The 23305-nt window shown below is 70.8% G+C and carries 21 protein-coding genes; 20 read left to right on the plus strand and 1 reads right to left on the minus strand.

The features are described from left to right. Positions 1-9: 9 nt before the first annotated feature. From H9I38_RS04780 to H9I38_RS04870, 19 genes are all read left to right on the plus strand, one after another. A complete protein-coding gene (locus tag H9I38_RS04780) occupies positions 10-1035 on the plus strand; it encodes a bifunctional riboflavin kinase/FAD synthetase (protein ID WP_226337597.1) in 1026 nt (341 codons plus the stop codon). A 143-nt stretch (positions 1036-1178) separates the two neighbouring features. Next, on the plus strand, positions 1179-1448 hold the full coding sequence (rpsO, locus tag H9I38_RS04785) for a 30S ribosomal protein S15 (protein WP_226337598.1): 270 nt from the start codon (positions 1179-1181) through the stop codon (positions 1446-1448). A gap of 251 nt (positions 1449-1699) precedes the next feature. After that, complete coding sequence (locus tag H9I38_RS04790) at positions 1700-3967, plus strand: polyribonucleotide nucleotidyltransferase (protein ID WP_264177385.1); 2268 nt, start codon at positions 1700-1702, stop codon at positions 3965-3967. A 12-nt stretch (positions 3968-3979) separates the two neighbouring features. Next, positions 3980-5350 carry a M16 family metallopeptidase gene (locus H9I38_RS04795; RefSeq protein WP_413463518.1) on the plus strand — a complete coding sequence of 457 codons (1371 nt, stop codon included), beginning with the start codon at positions 3980-3982 and terminating at the stop codon, positions 5348-5350. Continuing rightward, a complete protein-coding gene (locus H9I38_RS04800; protein ID WP_226337599.1) occupies positions 5347-6042 on the plus strand; it encodes a hypothetical protein in 696 nt (231 codons plus the stop codon). The genes H9I38_RS04795 and H9I38_RS04800 overlap by 4 nt, the downstream gene beginning before the upstream one ends. Further along, complete coding sequence (gene dapB / locus H9I38_RS04805) at positions 6039-6794, plus strand: 4-hydroxy-tetrahydrodipicolinate reductase (RefSeq protein ID WP_226337600.1); 756 nt, start codon at positions 6039-6041, stop codon at positions 6792-6794. The genes H9I38_RS04800 and dapB overlap by 4 nt, the downstream gene beginning before the upstream one ends. Further along, complete coding sequence (locus tag H9I38_RS04810) at positions 6791-7252, plus strand: hypothetical protein (RefSeq protein ID WP_226337601.1); 462 nt, start codon at positions 6791-6793, stop codon at positions 7250-7252. Before dapB ends, H9I38_RS04810 begins: the two co-directional genes overlap by 4 nt. A 4-nt stretch (positions 7253-7256) precedes the next feature. Further along, a complete protein-coding gene (gene dapA, locus H9I38_RS04815) occupies positions 7257-8186 on the plus strand; it encodes a 4-hydroxy-tetrahydrodipicolinate synthase (protein ID WP_226337602.1) in 930 nt (309 codons plus the stop codon). 18 nt (positions 8187-8204) lie between these two features. Beyond that, entirely contained in the window at positions 8205-9890 is a 1686-nt protein-coding gene (locus H9I38_RS04820) for a ribonuclease J (RefSeq protein ID WP_226337603.1), read from the plus strand. Positions 9891-9920: 30 nt separating this feature from the next. Further along, on the plus strand, positions 9921-13094 hold the full coding sequence (locus H9I38_RS04825; RefSeq protein ID WP_226337604.1) for a DNA translocase FtsK 4TM domain-containing protein: 3174 nt from the start codon (positions 9921-9923) through the stop codon (positions 13092-13094). A 9-nt stretch (positions 13095-13103) separates the two neighbouring features. Then, a complete protein-coding gene (gene pgsA / locus H9I38_RS04830; protein ID WP_226337605.1) occupies positions 13104-13742 on the plus strand; it encodes a CDP-diacylglycerol--glycerol-3-phosphate 3-phosphatidyltransferase in 639 nt (212 codons plus the stop codon). Beyond that, entirely contained in the window at positions 13732-14286 is a 555-nt protein-coding gene (locus H9I38_RS04835; RefSeq protein WP_226337606.1) for a CinA family protein, read from the plus strand. Before pgsA ends, H9I38_RS04835 begins: the two co-directional genes overlap by 11 nt. Before the next feature lie 251 nt (positions 14287-14537). Next, on the plus strand, positions 14538-14951 hold the full coding sequence (locus tag H9I38_RS04840) for a helix-turn-helix transcriptional regulator (protein WP_319002179.1): 414 nt from the start codon (positions 14538-14540) through the stop codon (positions 14949-14951). 157 nt (positions 14952-15108) lie between these two features. Further along, positions 15109-15351, plus strand: coding sequence for a DUF3046 domain-containing protein (locus tag H9I38_RS04845; RefSeq protein WP_226337608.1), 243 nt, complete (start codon positions 15109-15111; stop codon positions 15349-15351). 294 nt (positions 15352-15645) lie between these two features. Then, positions 15646-16701: a recombinase RecA gene (gene recA, locus H9I38_RS04850; RefSeq protein ID WP_226337609.1), complete on the plus strand. Its 1056-nt coding sequence runs from the start codon at positions 15646-15648 to the stop codon at positions 16699-16701. Positions 16702-16754: 53 nt separating this feature from the next. Continuing rightward, positions 16755-17423: a regulatory protein RecX gene (locus tag H9I38_RS04855; RefSeq protein ID WP_226337610.1), complete on the plus strand. Its 669-nt coding sequence runs from the start codon at positions 16755-16757 to the stop codon at positions 17421-17423. A gap of 41 nt (positions 17424-17464) precedes the next feature. Continuing rightward, the gene (miaB, locus tag H9I38_RS04860) at positions 17465-19003 is read left to right on the plus strand and encodes a tRNA (N6-isopentenyl adenosine(37)-C2)-methylthiotransferase MiaB (RefSeq protein WP_226337672.1); all 1539 of its coding nucleotides are present in this window, start codon (positions 17465-17467) and stop codon (positions 19001-19003) included. Position 19004: 1 nt separating this feature from the next. Then, the gene (miaA, locus tag H9I38_RS04865; RefSeq protein ID WP_226337611.1) at positions 19005-19946 is read left to right on the plus strand and encodes a tRNA (adenosine(37)-N6)-dimethylallyltransferase MiaA; all 942 of its coding nucleotides are present in this window, start codon (positions 19005-19007) and stop codon (positions 19944-19946) included. Then, positions 19943-20983, plus strand: a complete 1041-nt coding sequence (locus H9I38_RS04870) for a diaminopimelate epimerase (protein WP_226337612.1) — start codon at positions 19943-19945, stop codon at positions 20981-20983. Before miaA ends, H9I38_RS04870 begins: the two co-directional genes overlap by 4 nt. Here the strand turns inward: H9I38_RS04870 and H9I38_RS04875 are convergent. Continuing rightward, positions 20961-21614, minus strand: coding sequence for a class I SAM-dependent methyltransferase (locus H9I38_RS04875; protein WP_226337613.1), 654 nt, complete (start codon positions 21612-21614; stop codon positions 20961-20963). The genes H9I38_RS04870 and H9I38_RS04875 overlap by 23 nt on opposite strands. Positions 21615-21714: 100 nt before the next feature. Between H9I38_RS04875 and hflX the strand changes: the two genes are divergently transcribed. Then, entirely contained in the window at positions 21715-23304 is a 1590-nt protein-coding gene (hflX, locus tag H9I38_RS04880) for a GTPase HflX (RefSeq protein ID WP_413463519.1), read from the plus strand. Position 23305: the final 1 nt, after the last annotated feature.

Consider the following 23305-nt stretch of genomic DNA (forward strand, 5'->3'; position numbering starts at 1 on the left):
AGGAGCGAAGTGCAGTACTTCGAAGGGCTTGAGTCTGTGCCGGAGGGCTTCGGGCCGAGCGTCGTCACCCTCGGCAACTTCGACGGCGTCCACCGCGGCCACCAGCGCGTCCTCCAGACCGTTCTGGAGCGCGCCGAGTCCACAGGAGCGGTGTCCGTGGCCGTGACGTTCGACCCGCATCCGGCCACCGTGCACCGCCCCGAGGACGAGCACCCCGAGATCATGAGCCTCGAGGACCGTCTCGAGGCCCTCGACGCGATGGGCCTCGACGCCGTCGTCGTCATCGCCTACTCGCTCGAGTTCGCCGCTCAGCAGCCGGAGGACTTCATCCGCCGCGCGTTCGTGGAGGCGCTGGACGCGAGCTGCGTCGTCGTCGGGCCGGACACCCGCTTCGGCAAGGGGAACAGCGGCGACGTCTCCACTCTGCAGAGGGCGGGGGAGGAGAACGGCTTCGAGGTCGTCGTGGTGGACGAGTTCGAGGCGAACGACGGCGAGGCCGGCCGCCGCTGCTCCTCCACGTGGATCCGCTCGCTGCTTGCGGTCGGCAACGTGGAGCGGGCCGCCGAGATCATCGGCACCCCGCACAAGGTCCGCGGCGAGGTGGTCCGCGGCTTCCAGCGCGGGCGCGAGCTCGGCTTCCCCACAGCCAACCTGTCCCCGGACTCCCACGGGCTCGTCCCCGCGGAGGGCGTCTACGCGGGGTGGCTCACCGACGAGTCGGGTGTCCGCTGGCCGGCCGCCATCTCGGTGGGCAAGAACCCGACGTTCGACGGCGTCACCCGCACCACCGTCGAGGCGCACGTCCTCGGACGGCCGGAGAAGGAGCCCGTCGAGAGCTTCAACCTGTACGGACAGACGGTTTCCGTGGAGTTCGTGCACCGGCTGCGCGGGATGGTCGCGTTCAAGGGCGTGGAGCAGCTCGTGGAGCAGATCTCGGAGGACGTGGAGCGCGCCACGGACCTCCTCGGCTTCCCGGCGAGCGTGAGCACGGGCCAGACCGGAACCGTGGCCACGGGAGCCCCGTCCGGCGAGTAGGCCGCGCGCGTTCCCGGCTGATAGACTGGCGGACGCGTCTGGCTGCGGTCCGTGGCTGCTGGGCGCCGTCGCTGTTCTCCAGCGGCGCCCCCGTCTCGCGAGATCTTCCGGGCGGGCCTCACGGCACAACCCAAGGAGTTCACATGGCACTCGACGCAGCCGTCAAGCAGCAGATCATCCAGGAATACGCCACCCACGAGGGTGACACGGGCTCGCCCGAGGTCCAGATCGCTGTCCTGTCCCGCCGCATCAAGGACCTCACCGAGCACCTCAAGATGCACAAGCACGACCACCACACCCGCCGTGGCCTCATGGCGATGGTCGGCCGCCGCAAGCGCATGCTCACCTACCTCGCCGACACGGACATCGAGCGCTACCGCTCGCTCATCCGCCGTCTCGGCCTCCGCCGCTAGCACTGGCGGTCCGCGCGTTCCGGCGCGCAGAACGGTAGACTGGGAGGCGGTCCCCTTCACGGGGGATCGCCTCTTGCCGTATCCGCGCTCAGCGAGCGCTGCGGCACACTGCCCCCGCCCGCCGGGAATGACGCATTCGCGGTCCTCGGTAGTGGCCTCCGGGATGACGCCAGCCGGGCACCGGCTGCGGCGAACACGCCCGTGGGCCTCGATCGAAGACCGGATCGGCATCACCGGCGCGGGGGATTCACATGGAATCTCACGAAAGGAAGGTCCTCGTGGAGGGCACTGACGTTCAGTACACCGAGGCCGTCATCGACAACGGCCGCTTCGGCAAGCGCACCATCCGCTTCGAGACCGGCCGCCTCGCCAAGCAGGCCGCCGGCTCCGCGCTCGTCACGATCGACGACGACACGACGCTCCTCTCCGCCACCGCGATCGGCAAGTCGCCGCGCGAGGGCTTCGACTTCTTCCCCCTCACGGTGGACGTCGAGGAGCGCATGTACGCCGCCGGCCGCATCCCCGGCTCGTTCTTCCGCCGCGAGGGCCGCCCCTCGACGGACGCGATCCTCGCCTGCCGCCTCATCGACCGCCCGCTCCGCCCGGCGTTCGTCAAGGGCCTGCGCAACGAGGTCCAGGTCGTCGTGACCGTTCTCGCGATCAACCCGGAGGAGCTCTACGACGTGGTGGCCATCAACGCCGCCTCGATGTCCACGCAGCTCACCGGCGCTCCGTTCTCGGGCCCCATCGGCGGCGTTCGCGTGGCGCTCGTGACCGAGGGCGGCGCGAACCAGTGGGTCGCGTTCCCGACGCACAGCCAGCTCCAGAACGCGGTCTTCGACATGGTCGTGGCCGGCCGTGTGGTGGGCGACGACGTCGCGATCATGATGGTCGAGGCCGAGGCCACCGACAACTCCTGGAGCCTCATCAAGGAGGACGGTGCCGTGGCGCCGACCGAGGAGATCGTGGCCGAGGGCCTCGAGTCCGCCAAGCCGTTCATCCGCGCCCTCTGCGAGGCCCAGGCCGAGCTCGCGCGCCGCGTGGACAAGCCGGCCCTCGAGCTGCCGACGTTCGGCGACTACGACGACGAGGTCCTCAAGGCCGTCCAGGACCGCGCCGGCGAGGAGCTCGCCCGCGTGTTCCAGATCGCCGGCAAGCAGGAGCGCGAGGCCGCCTCGGACGAGCTCATCCAGGCGACGATCGAGGACCTCGCGGGCGAGGGCAAGCCGTTCGAGGGCCGCGAGAAGGAAGTGGCCGCCGCGTTCAACTCGGTGACCAAGCAGACCATCCGCCAGCGCATCCTGCGGGACCAGGTCCGCATCGACGGCCGCGGCCTCACCGACATCCGCGCTCTCAGCGCCGAGGTCGAGGTCCTGCCGCGCGTGCACGGCTCCGCCATCTTCGAGCGCGGCGAGACCCAGATCATGGGCGTCACCACGCTCAACATGCTCAAGATGGAGCAGCAGATCGACTCGCTCTCCCCGGAGAAGTCGAAGCGCTACATGCACAACTACAACTTCCCGCCGTACTCCACGGGTGAGACGGGTCGCGTCGGCTCGCCGAAGCGCCGCGAGATCGGCCACGGCGCCCTCGCCGAGCGCGCCCTCGTGCCGGTCCTGCCGAGCCGCGAGGAGTTCCCGTACGCGATCCGCCAGGTCTCCGAGGCGCTCGGCTCCAACGGTTCGACGTCGATGGGCTCCGTCTGCGCCTCGACGCTCTCGCTGCTCAACGCCGGCGTGCCGCTCAAGGCCCCGGTGGCGGGCATCGCCATGGGCCTCGTCTCGGACCAGGTGGACGGCGAGACCCGCTACGCGGCGCTCACGGACATCCTCGGCGCCGAGGACGCGTTCGGCGACATGGACTTCAAGGTGGCCGGCACGTCCGAGTTCGTCACGGCGATCCAGCTGGACACCAAGCTGGACGGCATCCCGGCCTCGGTCCTCGCCGCCGCGCTGACCCAGGCCCGCGAGGCGCGCCTGCACATCCTGGACGTCCTCACGCAGGCCATCGACGCTCCGGACGAGATGAGCCCGTTCGCACCGCGCATCATCTCCGTCAAGATCCCGGTGGACAAGATCGGCGAGGTGATCGGCCCGAAGGGCAAGGTCATCAACCAGATCCAGGAGGACACGGGCGCGGACATCTCCATCGAGGACGACGGCACCGTGCTCATCGGTGCCACGGACGGCACCGCCGCCGAGGCCGCGCGCTCGGCGATCAACGCGATCGCCAACCCGCAGGTCCCGGAGGTCGGCGAGCGCTACCTCGGCACGGTCGTCAAGACCACGTCGTTCGGCGCCTTCGTCTCCCTCACCCCGGGCAAGGACGGCCTCCTGCACATCTCCGAGCTGCGCAAGCTCGCGGGCGGCAAGCGCGTCGAGGACGTCGAGGACGTCGTCGAGGTGGGCCAGAAGGTCCAGGTCGAGATCACGAAGATCGACGACCGCGGCAAGCTGTCCCTGGCCCCCGTCGTCGCCGACGAGGAGCAGGGCGGCGAGGCCCAGGCTGACGAGTCCTAAGGGAACCTCAGCTTGAGCGACGTCGCAGCTCTGCCCCTGACGGCCGGACCAGACGGGGCGGACTCGATCATCCATGAGGGGGAAGGCGGTGCGCGCGTCATGCGCACCGTCTTCCCCTCCGGGGTGCGCGTGCTCACGGAGCACATGCCCACCATGCGCTCGGCCACCGTGGGCTTCTGGCTGGGCGTCGGCTCCCGGGACGAGGCCCCGGGGCACGAGGGCTCCACGCACTTCCTGGAGCACCTCCTCTTCAAGGGCACCGGGCGCCGCAGCGCGCTCGAGATCGCCGAGGTGTTCGACTCGGTGGGCGGCGAGTCCAACGCCGCCACCGCCAAAGAGAGCACCTGCTACTACGCCCGCGTGCTCAGCCGGGACCTCCCGCAGGCCGTGGACGTCATCGCGGACATGGTCACAGGCGCGAGGATCGATCCGGACGACCTCGAGCAGGAGCGGGACGTCATCCTCGAGGAGCTCGCGATGGACGCGGACGACCTCACCGAGGTGGCCCACGAGCGCTTCGCCCAGGCCGTGCTCGGGACGCACCCGCTCGGCCTGCCCATCGGCGGCACTCCGGAGGCCATCCGGGCTGTGCCGCGCGAGGCCGTCGTCGCGCACTACCGCGCGCACTACCGTCCGCAGGACCTCGTCATCACGGCCGCGGGCGGGCTGGACCACGAGAAGTTCTGCGCGCTGGTGCGCGAGCGTCTCGAGGCAGCCGGATGGGACCTCGAGTCTCCGGCGGAGCCCGTCTCCCGGCGGGCCAGCGATCCCGCGGACATCCGCCCGACGACGGGGCTCACGGCCGTCCCGCGGGACTCTGAGCAGACCCATGTCATCCTCGGCGCGCCCGGCATCCACGCGACGGACGAGCGGCGCTACACGCTGAGCGTCCTCAACGCGATCCTCGGCGGAGGCATGTCCTCGCGCCTCTTCCAGGAGGTCCGGGAGAAGCGCGGGATGGCCTACGCGGTCTACTCGTTCGCGAGCTCGTTCTCGGACACCGGGTACTTCGGCGTCTACGCCGGCTGTTCTCCGCACCGCACGGCGGACGTGATCCGGGTGATCCGGGCCGTTCTCCGGGACTTCGCGGAGCACGGAGTCACGGAGGAGGAGATCATCCGCGCCCGCGGGCAGATCGCCGGAGCCTCCGTCATGGCCCTCGAGGACCCCGGGGCTCGGATGACCCGCCTGGGCCGCTCGGAGCTCGTGACCGGGGAGTTCGTGGACGCGGACGAGGCTCTGCGGCGCATCGACGCCGTCACCCGCGAGGACGTGCAGGAGCTTGCGCGGGTGCTCATCGACACTGCTCCCACCGCGGTCGTGGTCGGCCGCATCGACGACCACGCCGTCCTCGCCTCCGCCCTGGAAGGACCGCTGACATGACGAGCGCAGATACGATGAGCGCCGACACGATAAGCGCTGACCAGATGAGCGCCGCTCCGTCCTCCTCCGCGCAAGAGGGCTCCCTTCAGGCGGCCCAGGACGCGCCTTACCGCATTCTCATGGTCTGCACGGGCAACATCTGCCGGTCCGCGTACGCCGAGCACGTTCTCCAGGACGGGCTCGACGCGGCGGCCCCGGGGGAGTTCGAGGTCGGCTCGGCCGGAACGCTCGGACTGCCGCGCAGGCCCGTGGAGCCGCCGATGGACGGCTACCTCGCGGAGCGGGGGATCGACTCCTCGGACTTCGAGTCCCGGCGGATCAGCCGCGCTCTGCTCGACATGGCGGACGCCGTCGTCGCCCTGTCCGGAGAGCACCGGGACGAGCTGCTGCGCATGTCCCCGGCTGCGCTCAAGCGCACCTTCACCCTGAACGAGATGGCCGCGGCGGCCCGCGGCCTCGCCCCCGACGAGCTGGAACGGCTCCGGGGACGCCCTCTGCGCGAGCGCTGGGCGGGCCTCCTCGGCGCGGCCTTGACAGCCGGTCCGCGGCTCCGCCGGCTCGGCGGCGCGGACATCGAGGATCCCTTCCGCCAGAAGGACGCCGTGTTCCAGCGCGTCGCGGGCGAGATCGACGAGGCGCTCGAGGCCCTCGTGGACTTCGAGCGGACCACACGAGAGGAGAGCCGAGCATGATCAAGGTCGCCGTCCTGGGCAAGAGCGGACGCATGGGCTCCGAGGCCGTCAAGGCCGTGGAGTCCGCACCGGACATGGAGCTCGTGGCCGCCCTCGGCTCATCGGACCCGCTGGAGTCCGTGCTCGAGGCCGGCGCCACGCACCTCGTGGACCTCACCGTCCCCTCGGCCACGGAGGCGAACGTCCGCTTCGCCGTGGAGCACGGCCTGCACGCTGTGGTGGGCACCACGGGCTGGGACGAGTCCAAGCGCGCCGAGCTCGAGCGGCTCCTGGCCGAGCACCCGGAGACCGGCGTCCTCATTGCACCCAGCTTCGCGGTGGGGAGCGTCCTGGCCTCGGCCTTCGCCGCGGCCGCGTCCCGGTACTTCGAATCGGTGGAGCTCGTTGAGCTGCACCACCCGAACAAGGTGGACGCCCCCTCGGGCACGGCGGTCCGCACGGCCGAGCTCATCGCCCGCTCCCGCGAGGAGGCGGGCGTGCCCGCCTCGCCGGACGCCACGGAGTCCCAGCTGGACGGCGCCCGCGGCGCGGTGGTGGACGGCGTGCACGTCCACGCCGTGCGGCTGCGCGGGCTGGTGGCCCACCAGGAGGTCCTCCTCGGCGGGGAGGGCGAGCAGCTGACCATCCGCCACGACTCGTTCGACCGGGCCTCGTTCATGCCCGGCGTCCTGCTGGGCCTCCGCGAGGTCGCCTCCCGTCCGGGGCTGGCCTACGGCCTCGACGCCTACCTGGACCTGGGGATCGGAGCGTGACCCGCACCAAGCTGTGGGTGGCCGCCGTCGTCGTCCTCGGGCTGTTCTTCCTGGGGCTCGTCGTGAGCCGCGGCGTGCTGTTCCTCGTCCAGCCGGAGCCGGCGGCCAAGGGGATCGGGGCCGCGTTCCTCGTCATCGGCGCCGTGGGCGCGTGGACGATGTGGCGGGAGATCGTGTTCGGCTTCGCCTCACAGCGCCTGGCCGCGATCCTCGAGAAGGAGGGCGGCCTTCCGGAGGACACGCTTCCGAGGACTCCCGGCGGCCGGATCGTGCGCTCGGCGGCGGACGAGCAGTTCGCCCGCTATCAGGCGGAGGCGGAGGCCGCGCCGGAGGACTGGCGCGTCTGGTACCGCCTGTCCCTCGCATATGACGCGGCAGGGGACCGGCGGCGCGCCCGTCGGGCCGCCCGCACGGCGATCTCCCTCGAGAAGTCCGGGGCAGAGGGACGGGTAGGCTAGGCGCATGAGCACTTCGGCTGCGTCCCCCCGCGTCACTGACGTCTTCGGCACCGTCTCCACGGCCATGGTCACCCCCTTCACGGCCGAGGGAGCAGTGGACTTCCCCGAGGCCGAGCGCCTCGCGGACTACCTCGTCCGGAACGGCTGCGACTCCCTCGTGGTCTCCGGCACCACCGGAGAGACCTCCACGCTCGAGGACCAGGAGAAGGAGGACCTCGTCCGCGCCGTCGTGAACGCGGTCGGCGGACGGGCCACGGTCATCGCGGGAACAGGCACCAACCACACGAGCCACTCGGTGGAGATGGCGCACCGCGCAGTCAAGGCGGGCGCGGACGGCCAGCTCGTGGTGACGCCGTACTACAACAAGCCCACCCAGTCCGGCGTTCTGGGCCACTTCGAGGCCGTGGCCAGGGCCACGGACCTGCCGATCATGGTCTATGACATCCCGGGCCGCGCCGGCATCCCCATCACGACGGCGACGATGCAGCGCCTCGCTGAGATCGAGACGGTCCTGGCGCTCAAGGACGCCAAGGGGGACATCGCCGCGACGAGCGAGGTCATCGCCAAGACGGACCTCGGCGTCTACTCGGGGGAGGACGCGCTGACGCTTCCCCTTCTCTCGGTCGGCGCCCTCGGCGTCGTCTCCGTGACGGCCCACGTGGCCGCGCCGCTGTTCCGCCGCATGGCGGACGCCGCGGCGTCGGGCGACGTCGCGGCCGCCCGGACCGCCCACTATGAGCTTGAACCCGTTGTGCGCGCGGTGATGTCGCACATTCCAGGCGCCATGGCAGCCAAGGAGCTGCTCGCACGGGCCGGGGTGATCTCCTCCGCTGACGTGAGGCTTCCCCTCGTGCGGGCGAGCGAGGACGAGCTCGCGCCCGTCCTCGCCGCCATGGCCGAATCGAGCTGGGAGATCCCGGCTCTCAACGGCTGAGGCCAGAAAGAGGTTTACATGCAAGAGGCACCCGTAGGACTCCAGCGACCGCCCAAGCTGAAGGCGGACACGCTGAGGATCGTCCCGCTCGGTGGTCTCGGCGAGATCGGCCGCAACATGACGGTGTACGAGCTGAACGGAAAGCTCCTCATCGTGGACTGCGGCGTCCTCTTCCCGGAGGAGGAGCAGCCCGGCGTCGACCTGATCCTGCCGGACTTCTCCTACATCGAGAACCGGCTCGACGACGTCGTCGGCATCGTCCTGACCCACGGCCACGAGGACCACATCGGCGCCGTCCCGTACCTTCTGCGGATGCGGCGGGACATCCCGCTCATCGGCTCCACGCTCACGCTCGCGCTCGTCGAGGCGAAGCTGCTCGAGCACCGCATCAAGCCGCTGTGCCTCGAGGTGACCGAGGGACAGGTCGAGCAGATCGGCCCGTTCTCCTGCGAGTTCGTGGCGGTCAACCACTCGATCCCGGACGCGCTCGCCGTCTTCTTCCGCACGAGCGCCGGCACGGTGCTCCACACGGGCGACTTCAAGATGGACCAGCTGCCGCTCGACGGCCGCATCACGGACCTGCGCGCCTTCGCCCGCCTCGGCGAGGAGGGCGTGGACCTCTTCGTCCCGGACTCGACCAACGCGGACGTGCCCGGGTTCACCACGGCGGAGCGGGAGATCGGCCCGGTCCTCGAGCGGCTCTTCGGCCAGGTGAAGAAGCGCATCATCGTCGCCTCCTTCTCCTCCCACATCCACCGCGTCCAGCAGGTGCTCGACGCCGCGGCGGCGCACAAGCGCAAGGTGGCGTTCGTGGGCCGCTCCATGGTCCGCAACATGCAGATCGCCGAGAAGCTCGGCTACCTCAACGTGCCGGACGGCATCATCGTGGACATCAAGAAGGTGGACGACCTCCCGCAGGACCGCGTGGTCCTCATGTCCACCGGCTCCCAGGGCGAGCCGATGGCGGCCCTCTCCCGCATGGCCAACGGCGACCACCGCGTCCAGGTGGGCAAGGGGGACACGGTCATCCTCGCGTCCTCGCTCATCCCGGGCAACGAGAACGCGGTGTTCCGCGTCATCAACGGGCTGCTCAAGCTCGGCGCGGACGTCATCCACAAGGGCATGGCGAAGATCCACGTCTCGGGCCACGCCGCCGCCGGCGAGCTGCTCTACTGCTACAACATCCTGAAGCCGAAGAACGTCCTGCCGGTCCACGGCGAGACACGGCACCTCATCGCGAGCGGCAAGCTCGCGATCGACACGGGCGTGCCCCCGGAGCGGGTCCTCCTCGGCGAGGACGGGTCGGTCCTGGACCTCAAAAACGGCGTGGCCAAGTTCGTCGGCCAGGTCGAGTGCGGCTACATCTACGTGGACGGCTCCTCTGTGGGCGAGATCACCGACGACGACCTCAAGGACCGCCGCGTCCTCTCCGAGGAGGGCTTCATCTCCGTCATCACGGTGGTCAACCGGGACACGGGCAAGATCATCTCCGGCCCGGAGATCCACGCCCGCGGCTTCGCGCCCGACGACGAGGTCTTCGAGGAGATCCGGCCCAAGATCGTCGCCGAGCTGGAGAAGGCCGCGCACGGCCGGGAGCACTCGGTGCACCAGCTGCAGCAGACGGTCCGCCGCGTCATCGGCACGTGGGTCAACCGCAAGCACCGCCGCCGTCCGATGATCGTCCCGGTGGTCCTCGAGGCCTAGTGCTGACGCCTGCCTGGTAGTTTTGAGGGTATGGCGACGAGCACTTCCCCCAAGTCGCAGCAAGGACGGGCCAAGAAGACGTCGAGCGTCAAGAAGAAGCCCTCGTCCTCCGCTGCCAGCACCGCAGCACAGAGCGAGGACCCTCTTGAGGAGACCTCGCCTGTGGCGCGGTTCCTCTATGCCGCCTGGATGGTGGTGGCCTCGCCCGTGGGCGCGGCCTTCCGCCAGCTGGGCCGCAACCTGAGGATCCCGCAGTCTGAGCGCAGGGACGGCTCCGGCCTCTTCCTGCTCGTCCTGGCGGTGCTCGTGGCCCTGGCCGCATGGTTCCCGTCCGCAGGCGGCCCGTTCGCGGCCGTCGGCCGGGTTCTGGCCACGCTCTTCGGCGCCACGGCGGTGCTGATCCCGCTGGGCCTCGGCATCAACGCCTGGCGCATGTTCCGGCATCCCGCGGAGCACCGGGCGAACGGGCGCATCTCCATCGGCGAGTTCGTCCTGCTCCTCGGCGCGGCCGGGGCGGTCCAGGGCTTCAGCGGCGCGCCCGCCCTTCTCTCCGCTGCGTCCGACCGGGCGGGCGGACTGCTCGGCTCGGTGACGGGCGGCGCGCTCGCCGCCGTCGTCACCGCCGTTCCCGCGGGGCTCATCATGGTCCTCGTCGGGCTCGTCGGCCTGCTCATCCTGACGGCCACGCCGGTGCGGCACGTTCCGTACCGCGTCTCGCAGGCCGCTCACCGTCTCATCGGCGAGGATCCCCGTGCCGAGGAGCGCTCGGCGGAGTTCGGCCTCTCCGGCGAGGGCGAGCCGCACGACCAGTCCTACCTCACCCAGCACGAGGGCCGCCGCCACGAGGCCCCCGCGAAGCGCCGCGGGCTCTTCGCCCGCCTCTTCGGCGCGCAGGAGGACGAGTTCGAGGACGAGCGCGAGGGCGATGTCGCCTTCGACTCCGCGCTCGTCGAGGACCGCGAACACGGCGCCCGTGAGGACGCCTCGTCCGAGCGGGACGACGACGCTGCCGGCCAGGCCGTGCGCAGCCGCCGTCAGGGTGCGCAGGCCCGCGGCCACCAGCGCACGCAGGACGTGTTCGACGCCGAGCGGCCTCCCCAGGCCCCCCGCCGCCCGGAGCGGGACCCGAACGCCCCGTTCGACGCCGCCGAGGTCTTCGGCTCCGAGGACGAGCGCGAGGGCTCGCATGCCGGTGCCCCGGCGGAGCAGGGCGGCCGCGCCGGATCGCACTCCGCCGGCGCAGCGCCGTCGGCCTCGCCGTCGGCCTCGCCTTCGGGCGCGGACTCGGATCCGGACGCGTTCGAGACGGCCGTCATCGCGCCCGAGGACGTCGAGGAGGAGAGCGGACCCGCAGTGCCTCCCGGCGTCCGCCGTCCCACCCAGGCAGAGCTGCGCGCGGACGAGCTGCGCCGCAGCCAGGGCCTGAGCCCCAAGTCCGGCGGGGGAGCGGACGAGGCGAACGACCGCAGCGAGCAGCCGACGACGGCGCTCTCGACGGTCCGCGAGCCCATGCCGAGCGGAAGCGAGCAGCTGAGCCTCGACGGCGAGGTGGCCTACGTGCTCCCGAGCCCCGATTTCCTCCCGGCGGGCCCGGCGGCGAAGGAGCGCAGCGAGGTCAACGACCAGGTGGTCCACGCGCTGACCGAGACGCTCCAGCAGTTCAAGGTGGACGCGAGCGTCACGGGCTTCTCGCGCGGCCCGACCGTCACGCGCTACGAGATCGAGCTCGCCCCCGGCACGAAGGTCGAGCGCGTCACGGCGCTGTCCAAGAACATCTCCTACGCCGTGGCCAGCTCGGACGTGCGCATCCTCAGCCCGATCCCGGGCAAGTCCGCGATCGGCATCGAGATCCCCAACGCGGACCGCGAGACGGTCTCGCTCGGCGACGTCCTGCGCTCGAACGTGGCCCGCAAGAGCGAACACCCCATGGTCATGGGCGTCGGCAAGGACGTCGAGGGCGGCTATGTCGTGGCCAACCTCGCCAAGATGCCGCACATGCTCGTGGCCGGCGCCACCGGCGCGGGCAAGTCCTCGTTCGTCAACTCGATGATCACGTCGATCCTCATGCGCGCCACGCCGGACGAGGTCCGCATGGTCATGGTGGACCCGAAGCGCGTGGAGCTCACGGCGTACGAGGGCGTGCCGCACCTCATCACGCCGATCATCACTAACCCGAAGAAGGCCGCGGAGGCCCTCCAGTGGGTGGTCCGCGAGATGGACACCCGCTACGACGACCTCGCCAACTTCGGCTTCAAGCACATCGACGACTTCAACAAGGCCGTCCGCGCCGGAAAGGTGCAGCTCCCGCCGGACTCGAAGCGGGTCCTGCGGCCGTACCCGTACCTGCTCGTCATCGTGGACGAGCTCGCCGACCTCATGATGGTGGCGCCGAGGGACGTCGAGGACTCGATCGTCCGCATCACGCAGCTGGCCCGCGCGGCCGGCATTCACCTCGTCCTCGCGACGCAGCGCCCGTCCGTGGACGTGGTCACGGGCCTCATCAAGGCGAACGTGCCCTCCCGCATGGCGTTCGCCACGTCCTCCGTGACGGACTCCCGCGTGGTCCTCGACCAGCCGGGCGCGGAGAAGCTCATCGGCCAGGGCGACGCCCTCTTCCTCCCGATGGGCGCCTCGAAGCCCATGCGCGTGCAGGGCGCGTGGGTGAACGAGTCCGAGATCGAGCGCGTCGTCGAGCACGTCAAGGGCCAGATGAAGACCGAGTACCGCGACGACGTTGCGGCGGACGCGCCCAAGAAGCAGATCGACGAGGAGATCGGCGACGATCTCGACGTCCTGCTGCAGGCCGTGGAGCTCGTCGTCACCACCCAGTTCGGCTCGACCTCGATGCTCCAGCGCAAGCTCCGCGTGGGCTTCGCCAAGGCCGGCCGCCTCATGGACCTCATGGAGTCCCGCGGCGTCGTCGGCCCCTCGGAGGGCTCGAAGGCGCGCGACGTGCTCGTCAAGCCCGACGACCTCGCCGCGACCCTCGCGGCGATCCGGGGCGACGACCCACAGGAGGCCGGCTCGGACGCGCAGTCCGCCGCGCTGGCGGAGAACGCCAACGAGAACCACCGCGGACCGTCCTCCGAGGAGGACCCGTACGGCTCCGACGCCGTCTCCCGGGACGCGGAGGCGCGGATGGCCGGCCTCGAGGAGGTCGAGTCCTCCGAGTCCGAGGACGCCTGGAACCTGACGGGCCGCTAGGCTGGCACCGTGAGCACCCCGACGCCCCGAGCCGCCGAGCCCGACGTGAGCCGCCAGGTCTGGAACCTGCCGAACGTGCTCACGATGGGCCGGATCGCCATGATCCCGTTCTTCATCTGGGCCCTCGTGGCGGACGCGTCCAGGGCGGGGGAGCCCTGGGGTGACCCGCGCTACGGCGTGGCCCGCTGGATCGCGCTGGTCCTCTTCGGCCTCGCGATGTACACGGACATGCTGGACGGGCAGATCGCCCGGCGCCGGAACCTCATCACGGACTTCGGCAAGATCGCCGACCCGATCGCGGACAAGGCGCTGACCGGCTCCGCGATGATCCTCCTCTCCCTCGTGGGAGACCTGCCCTGGTGGGTCACGGTCCTCATCCTGGTGCGGGAGTGGGGGATCACCCTGCTGCGCCTGGCGGTGGTGCGCCACGGCGTCATGGCGGCGTCCAAGGGCGGCAAGCTGAAGACGGTCCTCCAGGCCGCGGGCCTCGTCCTGCTGCTCATCCCGTTCGCGGCGAATCCCGTGTGGCACATCGTGGCGCTCATCGTCATGTACGCCGCCCTCGTCGTCACGGTGGTGACGGGCGTGGACTACGCGGTCAAGGCGGCTCAGCTCGTCCGCTCGTCCAAGGCCGGCCGTGAGCGCTGAGCAGCCCCGGCCTGCGGAGGGCGAGGGCGCGTCGGGCGGCTCCGGGGAGACCGGGGCGAGGCACGTCGTCGAAGAGTGCACCCGCCGCGGCCTGACGCTGGCCGCGTGCGAGTCCCTGACGGCCGGCCTCGTGAGCGCCCGGATCGCGGACGTGCCCGGCGCCTCCGCGGTGCTCCGCGGCGGCCTGGTCACCTACGCGACGGACCTCAAGGAGTCCCTTGCCGGGGTGGACCCCGATCGCCTCGCGGAGACCGGCCCGGTGGACGGCGAGGTCGCCCGTCAGATGGCCGAGGGAGCGCGGCGAGCGTGCGGTGCGGATCTCGCGGTGGCGACGACGGGTGTGGCCGGCCCTGACCCGGTGGGGGAGCAGGAAGCCGGGACCGTGTGGATCGCCGTGACGGGGCTGGCCCCTCGCCGCCTCTCGCTCCCGGGGGACCGGGCCGCGGTGCGCGCCGGAGCGGCGGAGGCGGCCATCGCGCTCGTGGCGGAGGCCCTGCGGCAGCTGCCGGAGGACGCCGGCGGTCCGGACCTGGACGCCAGCTAGTCCCCGTCCGGCAATTGCCCCGAAATGCCGTCCGGAGCTCGGGATCGGGCGGCCTCAGGGCCCGGGAGCCGGTAGCCTTGACCAAGAGCCTGAGTCGCCTCGGCTCAACTCTGGATGTCGGCGAGACGGCTCGGGAATAAGGCCGCGGCCGCCGTCGTTGCATCCACAGACAGCCCTGCGAGCCGACGTGCGAGTGATGCCGGCTCGGCCTGAGAGGGGCTGGACGTATGAGACCAGGAGTGAGCATACCTATGGCAAAGCAACCCGTATCCGTGAACGGCGTGGTTCGTTGGCGCGATGTGGGCATGTCCGAATCCGCCCCCGCCAAGCCCCTCGAGCCCAAGGTGATCGTCCTGCGGCATGAGATCGGCGAGGTGCTCCGCGAGGCGCGCCAGCGCCAGGGGCGCACCCTGCGAGAGGTGAGCCATGACGCCCGCGTCTCGCTCGGCTACCTCTCCGAGGTGGAGCGCGGACAGAAGGAGGCCTCGAGCGAGCTGCTCGCCTCGATCGCCGAAGCGCTCGACGTTCCGATGTCGAGCCTGCTCCATGACGTTGCGGACCGCATTGCGCTCCAGGAGGGCGTCCCGTTCGGCATGACCGTCCCGGACACCGTGCCGGACCAGATGGCGGCCGACTACGGCGGCCGGGCGGCGGCCACGGCCTGAGGCAGATCCGCACCGAGACCAGCGCCCTCCGGTGTGGGAGGGCGAGACGCTGACGGGCAGTCCCGCGCCTGCGGGGCTGCCCGTCAGCGCGTGTGGACCACTGAGAACGACGACGGCGGGGCTGACGGGACAGTTCTGACGGAGAGGAGAGAGCCGGATGAGGATGAGCGAGTTCGATCGGCTCATGGCGGACGAGTTCGGAGCCGCATACGCGTCCCTGCTCAAGCGGGACCTGCACCTGCCCGGCGTCGGCGGCAGGACGGCCTCCGAGGCGCTGGCCGCCGGCGTGGACCCCAAGGCCGTGTGGCTGGCCGTGTGCGAGCAGCAGTCCGTGCCGCAGGAGCGCCGTTTGGGCAGGGACATCGAGCCGAAGCCCGCCTCGGGCCTCGATTTCGGCTGAGGCGCCAGGGCCGAGCCGGGCTGAGGCCCCGAGACGATTCGGGCTGAGGTTCCGAGTCGAGGCGCGTCGAGGCGGGGCTGGCCGAGGTCCCGAGTCGAGGCGGGGCTAGACGCCGGCGCGCCGTCTTTCGAACTTATGTTCGAACAGCGCTAGGATGGGACGCGAGGAAAGTTATCCACGAACGGCGCCGCGTGCGCTTAGAGTGTCCAGGGCTCTCCCTAGGGTTGACTCTGGAAGCTGAGAAGAGCGTGCGCCCCGCCGCAGCGGGTGCACCCACAGAGCAAAGGATTGATCATGGCAGCAGCGATGGACCGCGAGAAGGCACTGGACACCGTCCTCGCCCAGATTGACAAGCAGTTCGGCAAGGGCTCCGTCATGCGGCTCGGGGAGGAGACCCGGGCGCCCATCGAGACCATCTCCACCTCGTCCATCGCCCTGGACGTGGCGCTCGGCATCGGCGGTCTTCCCCGTGGCCGCGTCGTGGAGATCTACGGCCCGGAGTCCTCCGGCAAGACCACGGTCGCGCTGCACGCCGTGGCCAATGCTCAGCGCAACGGCGGCATCGCGGCGTTCATCGATGCGGAGCACGCCCTGGATCCGGAGTACGCCAAGAAGCTCGGCGTGGACACGGACGCTCTGCTTGTGGCCCAGCCGGACACCGGTGAGCAGGCGCTGGAGATCATGGACATGCTGGTGAGCTCCGGCTCCCTGGACGTGGTCGTGGTGGACTCCGTGGCCGCGCTCGTGCCCAAGGCGGAGATCGAGGGCGAGATGGGAGACTCGCACGTCGGTCTTCAAGCCCGTCTCATGTCGCAGGCGCTCCGCAAGATCACGGGCCGTCTCAACCAGGCCAAGACCACGGCCATCTTCATCAACCAGCTCCGCGAGAAGATCGGCGTCTTCTTCGGCTCTCCGGAGACCACCACGGGCGGCAAGGCGCTCAAGTTCTACGCCTCGGTCCGCATTGACGTGCGCCGCATCGAGACGCTCAAGGAGGGGTCGGAGCCCGTGGGCAACCGCACCCGGGCCAAGATCGTGAAGAACAAGATGGCGCCGCCGTTCAAGCAGGCGGAGTTCGACATCCTCTACGGCCAGGGCATCTCCCGCGAGGGCGGCCTCCTGGACCTCGGAGTGGAGAACAACATCGTGAAGAAGTCCGGCGCCTGGTTCACCTATGACGGTGACCAGCTGGGCCAGGGCAAGGAGAAGGCGCGCCAGTTCCTCAAGGACAACCCGGAGCTCGCCAATGAGATCGAGCGCCGCATCCGTGAGGCCGTGGGCATCGACAAGATCGAGGAAGCGGCCCAGGAGGGCCAGCCCCTCGAGGTGCCTGAAGGCGCCTCCTTCTAGAGCGGAGCCGAGCGGTCGCCATGCAGAGTCCTGATAGCCGGGAAAGCCGGGCGGTGCAGAGCGCCGGTGACGGTCCTGGCCGCGCCGGCGGGCCGCGTGAGCAGTCCGGCGGTGACCGGGACGCCCTCGCCTCGCTCAAAGACAAGCTGCAGGAGTACGCGGAGCGGCAGGCGGCTGGCGAGGCCGGTCCGGATCCCGAGCGGCTGAAGCTCGAGGAGAAGGCCCGGAACATCGCCACCCGCTCCCTCAACGCCGCGCCCCGGACCCGCTCCCAGCTGCGTTCCAAGCTCCTGGAGAAGGAGATCCCGGAGGACGTGGCGGACGAGGTGCTCGAGCGGTTCGAGGACGTCGGACTCGTGGATGACCGCGAGTTCGCCCGGGGATGGATCCGAGCCCGTTCGGAGTCCAAGGGCGTGGCCTCGCGCGCTCTTCGGGAGGAGCTCGTCAAGAAGGGCGTTCCCTCAGACGTGATCGAAGACGCTCTGGTCGAATGCCTCGAGCCGGAGCGGGAGGACGAGTTCGGAGCGGATCTCGCCCGGGTCAAGGCCCGGGCCGTCGTGGCGCGCATGGGCGCTGCCTCGCTGCAGTCGCGCCCCGAGCAGGAGAAGGCGCTGCGCAAGATCGTGGCAGCGGTGGCCCGCAAGGGCCACGCGCCGGGACGGGCTCTGGGGTGGGCGAGGACCGCTTTGGACGAGGAGCTTGCCGAACAGGGAGCCCCCTGAGGGCAGGCGAGAACCACTAGAATTGCCAGGTGACTTCCACGATGACCGCCCCCGCACGCCAGCGCACGTACGAGGTCCGCACCTTCGGGTGCCAGATGAACGTGCATGACTCCGAGCGCATGGCAGGCCTGCTTGAAGAGGCCGGCCTTGCCCCGGTGGCGGACGGACTGGCGGACGTCATCGTGTTCAACACGTGCGCAGTCCGTGAGAACGCGGACAACAAGCTCTACGGAAACCTCGGGCGCCTCGCTCCCGTCAAGGAGAAGAACCCCGAGCTGCAGATCGCCGTGGGCGGCTGCCTCGCGCAGAAGGACCAGGACGCCATCGCGGAGAAGGCTCCGTGGGTGGACGTGGTGTTCGGCACGCACAATGTCGGCGCGCTGCCGGCCCTCCTCGAACGGGCCCGGCACAACAAGAAGGCCGAGGTGGAGATCCTCGAGTCCCTGGACGTTTTCCCGTCCACTCTCCCCACCAAGCGCGAGTCCGCCTATTCGGGGTGGGTCTCCATCTCCGTGGGCTGCAACAACACCTGCACGTTCTGCATCGTCCCCAGTCTGCGCGGCAAGGAGCGGGACCGCCGTCCCGGGGAGATCCTCGCGGAGATCGAGGCGCTTGTGGCCAGCGGCGTCGTGGAGGTCACCCTCCTCGGCCAGAACGTGAACTCGTACGGAGTGGAGTTCGGGGATCGGCTCGCCTTCGGCAAGCTGTTGCGCGCCTGCGGCGAGATCGAGGGGCTGGAGCGGGTCCGCTTCACGAGCCCGCACCCGGCGGCCTTCACTGACGACGTCATCGAGGCCATGGCGGAGACCCCCAATGTCATGCCGCAGCTGCACATGCCTCTGCAGTCGGGCTCGGACAAGGTCCTCAAGGACATGCGTCGCTCCTACCGCTCGGCCAAGTTCCTCCGGATCCTGGAGAAGGTCCGGGACCGGATGCCCCACGCTGCGATCTCCACGGACATCATCGTCGGCTTCCCCGGCGAGACGGAGGAGGACTTCCAGGAGACGCTCCGCGTCGTTGAGGAGTCCCGTTTCGCCTCCGCGTTCACGTTCCAGTACTCCCAGCGTCCGGGGACGCCTGCGGCGGACCTGCCGGACCAGCTGCCCAAGAGCGTGGTCCAGGAGCGCTACGAGCGCCTCATCGCTCTCCAGGACCGCATCTCCCGCGAGGAGAACGAGAAGACGGTCGGCTCGCGGGTCGAGCTGCTCGTCGCGGAGAACAGCGGCCGGAAGAACGAGGAGACCGGCCGCATGTCCGGGCGGGCGCCGGACCAGCGTCTCGTCCACTTCACGGTGCCGGAGGGGGCGGAGACGCCGAGGCCGGGCGACATGGTCACGCTCACCATCACTGAGGCGGCCGGTTTCCACCTCCTGGCGGACGTGTCCGCCGATGACTTCAGCGTTCGCCGCACGCGCGCCGGCGACGCGTGGGACCGCGCCCAGGCAGACTCCTGCGGCATTCCTGCGCAGCCGGGGACCGCGGCGGGGTCGGTTCCGACGAAAGGCCCGGTGAGCCTCGGCATGCCGGCCATGCCGTCCTCAGCGGGGGCGTCCGCAGGGGCCGCGCCGCACGGGGGCTGACGTGGGCGGCGTCGGGCCGGGGCGGGGCGTCGTCGCCGTCGTCGGTGCAACGGGCACCGGGAAGAGCGATCTGGCCATCGAGATCGCCCGGGCCGTGGGCGGTGAGATCGTCAACACGGACTCCATGCAGTTCTACCGGGGCATGGACATCGGCACCGCCAAGCTGGCGCCCGAGGAGCGGGGCGGAATTCCGCACCACCTCCTGGACGTGCTGGAGGTGACGGAGGAGGCAAGCGTCGCCGCCTTCCAGGCCGAGGCGGACGCGGCCGTGCGGCAGCTCCTGGACCGCGGGAAGACGCCCGTCCTCGTCGGCGGGTCGGGACTGTACGTCAGGGCCGCCGTGGACGAGCTCGAGTTCCCTCCGACGGATCCGCAGGTCCGCTCCCGGCTCGAGGAGGAGGCGCGGCGTCGCGGCATCGGGCCTCTGGCCGAGCGGCTCGCAGCCGTGGACCCCGTGTCAGCCGGGCGGCTCAAGGACGAGCGCCGCATCATCCGCGCGCTCGAGGTCCACGAGATCACAGGGCGGACCTTCGAGTCCTTCATGCCGCAGCGCCGCTACCTGCGCCCCACGGTGCAGCTCGGCCTCGCCATGGACCGGGCCGAGCTGCATGCGAGGCTCGAGCTCCGCATCGAGAGGATGATGCGCGAAGGGCTCGTCGAGGAGGCGAGGCGGCTGTGCGGCCATGGTCTCCGGGAGGCCAGGACGGCGAGCCGTGCCATCGGATACCGGCAGGCCCTCGAGGTGATCGACGGCACCATGAACGAGGCCGAGGCGGCGGCGTCGACCCTCACGGCCACGCGCCAGTTCGCGCGCCGCCAGGAGACCTGGTTCCGGGCTGACCCGCGCGTGATCTGGCTGGACGCCACCGCCCCGGACCTCCTCGAGCAGGCCCTTCGCGCGGTGGCGGACGGGCTGCCGCACGGCGATACGCTGGTGCCATGACTGCACGCGCGCTGACCCGATTCGCCCTCGGACACGGGACGGGCAATGACTTCGTCCTCCTCACGGACCCGGAGAACGCGCTGGACCTCCCGGCCGCGCGCGTCGCCGCGTGGTGCGACCGGCGCCGGGGGCTCGGCGGAGACGGGCTCATCCGCGCCGTGCGAACCCGCTGCCTCCCGGAGGGAGAAGCGCTGCTGGAGCAGGAGCCGCAGGCCGAGTGGTTCATGGACTATCGCAACGCGGACGGCAGCGTCGCCGAGATGTGCGGCAACGGAGTGCGCGTCTTCATCCACTATCTGCGGGCGGAAGGGCTCATCGAGCTGGCGGAAGGCGAGGAGATCGTCATCGGAACCCGTGGGGGCGTCAAGAGCGTGGTGCGCGTGTCGCCGCAGACGGTGGACCCGGAGGCTGCTCCTGACCAGGCCACTTCGGCCCAGACCACTTCGGCCCAGACGGCCTCAGCCCAGCTCGACTCCGCCCCGGCAGGCCGCGGGGCGGTCGAGCTGGGCGAGGAAGGGCACTACGCCGTCGACCTCGGTCCCTGGACGCTCGCCGAGCCGGAGACGGCGGCACAGCGGGGAGCGGATGCGCTCGTCGAGGCGCGAGGCCTCGACATCCCGCGGCCGGGCGTCTCGGTGGACATGGGCAACCCGCACACGGTCGTGGCGCTGGCGCACGAGGAGGAGCTGGAGCAGCTCGACCTGGCGAGCGCGCCCGGCGTCGAGCCGGCCCCAGCGTCGGGCAGCAACGTCGAGTTCGTCGTCCCGATGGACGGGGGCGCACAGGAGGGCGTGGGGGAGATCCGGATGAGGGTCTTCGAGCGAGGCGTGGGCGAGACGCTCTCGTGCGGCACAGGCGCCGCCGCGGCGGCCGCGGCGACTATGTTCTGGGGCGGTGCCGCCGCGCCCAAGCACTGGCTCGTGGACATTCCCGGAGGCCGCGTCCGCGTCTCCTTCCAGGACGCCGGCAACGGGACGGAGCACGCGGTGCTCGCGGGGCCGGCCGTGATCGTGGCTAGGGGAGACGCCGCACTCTGAGGATCCGGAAGCCCTTGTCCGTGGCGGCCCGGTCCACAGCGAACCCCTCGCCGAGCGAGCGCTCCAGCCACGCCTGAAGCGAGTCCGAGCCGAGGTTCTTCTGCACGACGAGCCACGCCGTCCCGCCCCGTGCGAGCCGCGGGAGCCAGGTGAGCAGGATCGTGTGGAGGGCCTCCTTGCCCACGCGGATGGGCGGGTTCGAGTAGATGCGGTCGAACTCCAGGTCCTCCGCGACGTCCTCCGGCTGTGAGGCCTCGAGAGACAGGCCCGCGGCCTGCGCGTTGCGGCGGGCCAGGTCGAGTGACCGCTCGTTGACGTCGACGGCGACGAGCCGCGCGCTCGGGTCCGAGATCCCGGCGGCCAGGATGACGGGCCCCCACCCGCAGCCGATGTCCAGAACCGTCTCTCCGCTGCGGGCGAGAGGCTCCCACGGGGCGTGCTTCAGCAGGACGGCCGTGCCTTTGTCGATCCCGCCGGGGGAGAAGATCCCGTTGGCCGTCGTCACCGAGAGCCGACGCCCCGCGAGCTCCACCTCCAGGCGGCGCTCCCTCGCGGGCCCCTCGGGAGAGGTGAAGTAGTGCTGCGGCGAGGAGCCGCTCTTCGCTGTGGCGCGGGGATCCGAGTTGGGCATGGGTCCATCGTATCCAGCCCCGCTTCGAGTGATAGAGTTTTCTCAATCACTCTTCGGCGGTGAGCGAATCGCCGTCGTTCCCGAGGGGGAGGAGCCTAGGATGGTACGCAGGCTCGGTTCGCCCGAGACCCACTCTCACCCACATGCAAAGGACACAGTGACCCACACCAGCAGCCATGACGAGCGGGACGGCCGGGATCCCGTCGAGCGGATCCTCGCGTCCGAGGACTCGGGGCGGGGAAGCATCTTCCGGGACGGCCGCGCCCAGGCGCTCAGCGACCTCTCGCGGGAGCACTCCGAGGCGGACGGCGCCCAGGAGGACCTTGCCGATCGCCGCGCCCTCCGCCGCGTCGCGGGCCTGTCCACGGAGCTCGAGGACGTCACCGAGGTCGAGTACCGCCAGCTGCGCCTCGAGCGCGTGGTCCTCGCGGGCCTCTGGACGGACGGGACGGTCGCGGAGGCGGAGAACTCCCTGCGCGAGCTCGCCGCCCTCGCCGAGACGGCGGGCTCCGAGGTGCTCGACGGCGTGGTCCAGCGCCGCACCAAACCGGATCCCGGCACGTTCCTTGGCTCGGGCAAGGCGGAGGAGCTGAAGGGCATTGTGGCGGAGACAGGCGCTGACACGGTGATCGTGGACGCCGAGCTCTCCCCGTCCCAGCGCCGCGGCCTCGAGGACGTGGTCCAGGTCAAGGTCATCGACAGGACCGCGCTCATCCTCGACATCTTCGCCCAGCACGCCAAGTCCCGTGAGGGCAAGGCGCAGGTGGAGCTCGCGCAGATGGAGTACATGATCCCGCGCCTGCGCGGCTGGGGCGAGTCCCTGTCCCGTCAGGCCGGCGGTCGCGTCGGCGCAGCCGGCGGCGGCATCGGCTCCCGCGGTCCCGGCGAGACGAAGATCGAGCTGGACCGCCGCCGCATCCGCGCCCGGATGGCCAAGCTCAAGCGCGAGATCGCGGGGATGAAGCCCGCTCGCGAGGCCAAGCGCGCCAACCGCAAGCGCAACGCGGTGCCCGCCGTGGCCATCGCGGGCTACACGAACGCAGGCAAGTCCTCGCTCCTCAACCGCCTGACCCACGCGGGGGCGCTCGTGGAGAACGCGCTCTTCGCCACGCTCGATCCCACGGTCCGCCATGCGCAGACCGAGGACGGCATCGGCTACACGCTGGCGGACACCGTCGGGTTCGTCCGCTCGCTGCCCACCCAGCTCGTCGAGGCCTTCCGCTCCACGCTCGAGGAAGTCGCGGACGCGGACGTCATCCTGCACGTGGTGGACGCCTCGCACCCGGACCCCGAGGGCCAGATCTCCGCGGTCCGGCAGGTGCTCGCCGAGGTGGACGCCCAGAACATCCCGGAGATCATCGTCCTCAACAAGGCGGACGCGGCGGACCCGATCGTCGTCGGGCGCCTGCGCAACCGGGAGCGCTCCAGCGTGGTCGTCTCCGCTCGCACCGGCGAGGGGATCGAGGAGCTCGAGCGGCGGATCTCCGAGGCGATTCCCCGCCCGAACGTGACCATGGAGCTCCTCATCCCGTACACCGAGGGGGCAGCGCTCGCGCGGCTTCACGGGGACGACGCCGAGATCCTGGACCAGGAGCACCTCGAGAGCGGAACGCGGGTCCTCGTGCGGGTGAGGGAGTCCCTCGCGGCCTCGATGGAGCGGTTCGCCACGAGCGCGCCGTCGGCGTCCTGAG

The organism is Arthrobacter sp. UM1 (assembly GCF_020483305.1).
GTDB lineage: Bacteria > Actinomycetota > Actinomycetes > Actinomycetales > Micrococcaceae > Falsarthrobacter.